Annotated in this window: 4 protein-coding genes; 2 read left to right on the top strand and 2 right to left on the bottom strand. The window is 57.1% G+C overall.

The window, feature by feature from the left end; translation table 11 throughout:
* Positions 1 to 600: 600 nt before the first annotated feature.
* Positions 601 to 1041, bottom strand: coding sequence for a hypothetical protein (locus tag R4P64_RS32160; RefSeq protein ID WP_317824250.1), 441 nt, complete (start codon positions 1039 to 1041; stop codon positions 601 to 603).
* 123 nt (positions 1042 to 1164) lie between these two features.
* On the opposite strand from R4P64_RS32160, the gene R4P64_RS32155 reads away from it, so the two are divergent.
* Both R4P64_RS32155 and R4P64_RS32150 read left to right on the top strand, forming a co-directional pair.
* On the top strand, positions 1165 to 2193 hold the full coding sequence (locus R4P64_RS32155; RefSeq protein WP_317824249.1) for a hypothetical protein: 1029 nt from the start codon (positions 1165 to 1167) through the stop codon (positions 2191 to 2193).
* Positions 2194 to 2226: 33 nt separating this feature from the next.
* Positions 2227 to 3507, top strand: a complete 1281-nt coding sequence (locus R4P64_RS32150; RefSeq protein ID WP_317824248.1) for an ATP-binding protein — start codon at positions 2227 to 2229, stop codon at positions 3505 to 3507.
* A gap of 212 nt (positions 3508 to 3719) precedes the next feature.
* Here R4P64_RS32150 and R4P64_RS32145 read toward each other — a convergent pair whose 3' ends face one another.
* A complete protein-coding gene (locus tag R4P64_RS32145; protein WP_317824247.1) occupies positions 3720 to 5660 on the bottom strand; it encodes an ATP-dependent nuclease in 1941 nt (646 codons plus the stop codon).
* Positions 5661 to 6000 lie beyond the last annotated feature (340 nt).

Below are 6000 nucleotides of genomic sequence, written 5' to 3'. Positions count from 1 at the left end.
GCGCTCCTCCCGACGCTTCGCGTCGGGAGACGGGAGCGAGTCGCTGCGCTCCCCGCCAGGGAGCCGCTGCGCGGCTCGCAGTGGGTCGAGTGCCGTTGCCGTCGATCGAGTCGCTTCGCTCCTCTGAATTCCGAATCTTGTTTCTCACCAATTGAATTAATCGCAATGTCTGAACCGGTACCCGACACCCGAACGAGGCTGAAGAGGAGGGCGGGGTCACGAAAGGCGCCCCGTCACGCGTCCACTGCCTCGTCATCATCATGCTCCCAATCATACACCCCCACCCCACCCAAACCGCAAAACAATCCGGAAACACGAAACTCCGAAAACGTCACCACCACAACAATATTCGACGTTTATGAAACCCGAACCGTGCACAACCCACGAAACCCACTCCACGCCAGACAAATACCGAAACCTACTGACACACAACAACATTCAAAAACACTCAAAACGAGCCCCACAACACCCCCACCGAACCCGAACACCCTGCCGGCGCCCACACACCCCAACAATCACGCCGGGGGCATGTCATCAACCCAGTTCAAAGGCACAAACGATGCCCGCCAGCACACGCAAAGGACACCGCACAAAGACCAGTTATCCCGACTCGTCATGCTTTCTGGATCTAGCTGATCCATGGTCCCGATGCTCACTCAGCGGCTCACGACACTCGTGGATCGTCACGCCCGTCTCAATATCGGTGACTATCTCCTCGTACTCGTCTTTGTCCCGGTCGATTCGTACGTACTTCTCCACAAACTTGCCCGCGCCGTGGTTGAACTGTTCTCCACCCTCGGTTTCGATATAGGGCCTCTTCCTACCCGGACGCGTCTTCTTACCCGGACGCTTCCCTTTCGCCTTGACATACTCGTGGAACGTAACCGAATCGGAGGCATTTATTTCGAATGCCCTCCCTGCGGTAGCGCCACACCGGGGGCATGCCGTTCCGGCGGGTTCTGCGGCCGCCTTGCTGGGGTAAGGGAACTCAAACCCGCACTCCGTGCACCGACCAGAGACGACACCGATGTCTTCATCCATCTCACAACCACACAATCGAGTAACACGTCCACGCGGACGTTAAAGCCTCGCACTCAACGATACGTTTAAAACGACCTATACCGCCCCGTCCCGCATCAGGTCGGCCACCCGTACTGTGGCGATGTGAATCCACTGACTGTCATGGCCAGTCCCATTTTTCTTGTCTATCCACCTGTATCGAACCGCGTCGCGATATGGCTAACTGAAGACTCGGATGTCGAGAAGACCCTTAGATCGAGCGCTTTCTACATGATTGCGATGCGGGCGGAAGCAACCTTCACAGAACCCACCGAGCGCAACGGCATCCTCAGTCTGAATCTCACGACCGGAGACACACTCACGGACAGTTTCGAGTTGGATGGCATGGCTCTGGCTAAGAACGCCGATATTGAATGTGCTCCTGAGGACATCATCGTCACCTGGGGCCCTAACTTCATGAAGCTGTACGCAAACGCAACCGAGGACGACATCGAAGCAGGTCAAGCAGAGTCAAAGATGTTTGAGTGGTTCACCACGGAGAAGCTGATTTACGACGTTGGCCGGGGAAAACCTGGCATCACTGGCCTCACACGGCATCGAGATTTCGCTACCTACAGGCTGCTCTACGTGGGGATCGCCAAAAATACTGACACCTATGAACGACTGTTCGATGGCGCGCACGCAAAGCGTCAGAAGATCCTCGGTAGTGAGGATCCGATCCGCCCAGGCTCTCAAGTCACGGACGAGATGTTCCTATTTGCCTGGGCTGCGGATCCACTCGTAGCAAAGGAAATCGAGACAGCGAAAGACTATTTCGACACCCAGAATCAGGATTGGGACGCCCACTACAGGGCGGTGATCGCCGACGCGGAGAAAGCATTCGTCAGCCTCCTGAAACCGGAGTACAACGACGTGCAGTTCAAGAACTACCCCAAGGGAGCCGATGGACTGTATGGCTATGGCTACAGCGGACACAGCTTCGCCATCGCCGAGAACTACACATTCCAAGGCCCCACGGTCTCGATGTATGGGTCTTGGTCAGGCTTTGGGCATCAAGCAGGCAACGACGCGGATGCCATCCACACAAAGGGAAATACCGTCACGCTGTACCAAGACCCGATACACCACGAGACGGACAAGTCGGCAACCCCCGATGCCGATATGGGCGACTGATGTCACCGCAATTTCGCGTGGCATCCTGACACGATGACAGCAAGCCACTACCTCGGTCCCGGAAAACCTCGATTCTCGCCTACAACCTGGGAGGACATCGAGATTGCCGCTGCCGCCGGCATCTTGGACGAAGGTCGATGGGTCGAGCTTAAGAAGGAAATCCCCGCAACCAACAGGGCCACCAACAAAGAACTCGCGAAAGACCTCGCATCCCTGAGCGTCGATGGCGGCACCCTCATCATCGGTATTGAAGAGTCGAAGGCGGGTGTAGCCGGCGACGTCGTCGGCACCGATCTCAGCTCCCTGCAGACCCGGATCAATCAGGTCAGTCAATCGACGATCCGGCCGCCCCTTCACGTCTCGACCAGCACCTTCCCGAATTCCGATAACGCCGCCCTCGGCGTGATGGTCGTAACGGTTCCCGCCTCAGCAAGCGCACCCCACATGGTCGACGGGAACTACTGGGGCCGGACCGAACACGGAAAGACGCCACTTTCGGACGATCAAATACGCCGATTGATGGCGGATCGCCGCCCTGCGGTTGAGGATTTCAAAGCCCGACTCGTCGGAGTCGGCGAGGACCTCCATGCACCTGATGCAGCGAGCCGCCGGACCGGGCAACTCGTCCTCCGTTTCGAGGCGATCGCCCCGTCCTACGCAGGCCCTGTCTCGGATGCGATGACCGGGTACCCTGGCCACGCGATCAGAGAGCTGATCGGGGGCATCGAGAGAATTCACGGACCATTTCTGGTAGATGCAGATCAGAGCAATCCCCATTCCGACGGCTGGTTTGTCACGTCACTGCGGAAGAACGATCCCCGTGTAGAACTGCCCAGCGGGTCGGTCCTGGTCGAACAGACCAGGGTGTCGGTCCTGGTAGATGACGAGGGCGCATGGAGCATCCTGTCCGGCGCAGCCACCAGGCCGAGTGGGAACTACCCTGATGCCGAACTTTGCGTCTACACCAAACACATCCTCGAACTGACGCACATCGCGTGCGCCGCCGTTGCCAAGTTCTCCGCCGACAAAGCGCCCTACTACGGAGAATGGCGAGTCGGCGTCTACATCGACAACCTGGAAGACACGAAGCCGGCCGAGGCCTTCCGCCAGGACTCCTATCAATTCGCCGACGTGGAACCTTTCAAACGACCCACATATCAATCAGTCGCCACGACTACCACTCAGGAACTCGAAGAGCACCCGAGCAAGGTCGTGGAAAAGCTCCTCAAGAATCTGCTGCGCGGAATGGGATTGGACAACTACTACCTTCCCTACACCAACCTAACCGAAAAGATCACCCGTCATGTGAGTTGAGCTTCGGCGCCCTATTCTCCGGTGCCTCACACCGAGAACAGCCACCCAGGGACTGCTGCGCCTCAAAGTCCAGGCCGAAATCGCCGCTGAGCGCACCAGGCGGGCTGACTACTTCGACATGGCAAAACCACTTCGTAAGGTCGTCCGCACAATCGCTGCCGGTCGAGCACCTCTAACGCCTCCTAAACCGATGCCGGCGTAAGAGTGAGGTGTCAGATCGATTCGGTGATCTTGTTCAGCGCGGCCGCGATAGCCTCGAATGAATCGAGTGTCTCGGACGGGACGCCCGTCGGATCCTTCATGATCGCGTCAGCAAGTTCGCGGGCAACCTTCCACTTTTCGAATACTCCGAGATTCTTCCGTTCGAACAGCGCTTCGAGCCGATCGACGATGTTGGGCAGCGCCTTCTCATCAGCGTTGAAACGCAAGTCCTTATTTCCGTAGGCTGCCTTGACTGCATCGACAAAGTAGTCGTCTGGGAATAGGTCCTCGACTTCTCCCGCAGTGTTGCCATCGTGGGTATGATCGCCAACGAAAAGTACCCTGTTTGCGTAACCGAGGATTCGCTCCAGCTTCCTTCCCTCCTTCCGCCCGGGTTCGTCGCCATCCAACAGTGCCGCGACTTCAACTTCGTGTCCAACCAGCATGCTGGCAAGGGGGACAACGCGACCGGCGCCACCGCCGGGAGTGATTATTACGCGTGGGTCGAGCACTGTTCGCCCATTCGCATTGAGGGCTTCATCCATCGCTTTCAAAATCCAGAAGTCGGTGATTCCTTCGACCAATACCTGGTGTCGCGAGATGAACAGTGATTGAGCCAGTTGGTACCCCAATGCTGCCTGCAATGGGAACAAGGCGTCCTTATCTTTCGGCCATACGTCGTCGGAGACCTTGGTTGAGCCGGTGGTCTTGTCCTCGTATACGGGCCGGATCTCCTCGAGGTGGTCGCCATCGACCATGAAGGGGGAGTGAGTCGAGTAGATAACCTGGTTCTCATCGGTGACATTGCGGAGGAACTCGATGATTTTTGCCTGCGCGGTGCCATGCAGTGAATTACCGGGTTCGTCCAGGAGCAGGATGCTGTTTTCGTGGTTCTCTGCAGCTTCTACGAGAAATACGAGGAAAAAGGAGAAGAAGTACTGCATTCCTTGGCTGCGTTGGTTGAGTTCGATTTCGCTTGGGTCGAGGTCGTCGGATACCCAGACACGGAAGTAATCGCCATCGAGGTCGTAGCGGAACTTGTGTCGCCGTTGGAGCCACCATGCCGCGAATTTCTCGGTCATAGCCTGGCTCGCGGAGGAAGTGCGAATCGCTCGTTCGTCGATGCGGCGACGAGCATCTGCCGTATCACTCGCTAGTCCCGCATTAAGGTCATGGAGTCGCTGCGGGTCAAGATCGACGTGCCTGAAGAGCGCGCGAGTGGTACGGACGCGCGGAGCATGTGGATCCTGCTGAATCTGTGTTAGGAACGTGGGAATGTGTACGGCGCTGTCGAGCACGTCGTAGTGATCGAAGTAGATGAACTGCGGCATGTTGCTCACGACCCAACCGCGCGCACCGGCCAACTTCGACCGCTGCTGAGATTCCTCATGCAGCGGTCGAAGTGCCTTGAGTAGTCCGTCCAAGGCCTCGCGGTGCCACTGCTCCGTCACCCTAGCGGTGACGGCCTCGTACATGGTGGTGATCAGATCCCCGCGGACATTGCCCTGTGTGGGTATCTGCTGGGCGAGCGTTGAGAGAACCTGAGAGAGTTCTACTTTCAAGGGAGCGAAATCATCCCCGTGTCCGTCAGGTGCGAAGGATTCCTTGAAATCGTTTAGCGCGCTGTTGATTACGGTCTTGGCCTTCGTGCCATTGGGATAGTCGTTGCCCGTCGCTGGAGAGAATTCGACCAAGCACACGTTGTCGTAACGGCGTCCGACTTCCACGTACTCGATGTCGGCCAGTAGAGGCGTGATCGCAGTCAAGGCGATCAAGTCGTTCTCGTCGAGCATGAAGCGAGCTGTTGCCACAGTCGCCTCTTCCGAAAAGCGGTCGGAGTAGTGGCGGCGCGGATACTCCCGGAGTCCGTCGTACTTCTCGCCGTCGGAGGGGTTCAACTTAGAGAGTCCGCGTAGTACGGCGGACTTTCCTGCCTCGTTCTTGCCAACCAAGACGGTAAGGTCGCGACAATCGACCCAACCAGTGTCTTCGATGCGCTTGTAATTCTGTACTCGAAATGCAGATAGGCGCACGGATCCCCTTCATGATATTTGTTCTCTACGATATTCTATGGTCGCGGGCCCGAGCACGACGGCGATCTCTAGAATTTTGTGCCCACCAGTCCTGAGTCGCGCCGGAGTTTCCGGAGAATTTGATGTGACATCTAGTTCAGTGAAGTCATCATATTTGAATTCAGGCTGCGATTTGGCGGGTAAAGTGTACTTTCTCAAACTCGATCGGTGTCAGCGTCCCTGAAGCACCATGCCGACATTGACCGTTGTGGAAGACCTC

The organism is Rhodococcus sp. IEGM 1366 (assembly GCF_033142425.1).
Lineage (GTDB): Bacteria > Actinomycetota > Actinomycetes > Mycobacteriales > Mycobacteriaceae > Rhodococcus_F > Rhodococcus_F globerula.
This window is presented reverse-complemented; position numbering and strand designations above follow the sequence as displayed.

Bases quoted from the DNA above. Each gene is read 5' to 3' on its own strand.
- R4P64_RS32150 (WP_317824248.1), top strand. From the start codon at position 2,227: ATGACAGCAAGCCACTACCTCGGTCCCGGAAAACCTCGATTCTCGCCT.
- R4P64_RS32160 (WP_317824250.1), bottom strand. From the start codon at position 1,041: ATGGATGAAGACATCGGTGTCGTCTCTGGTCGGTGCACGGAGTGCGGG.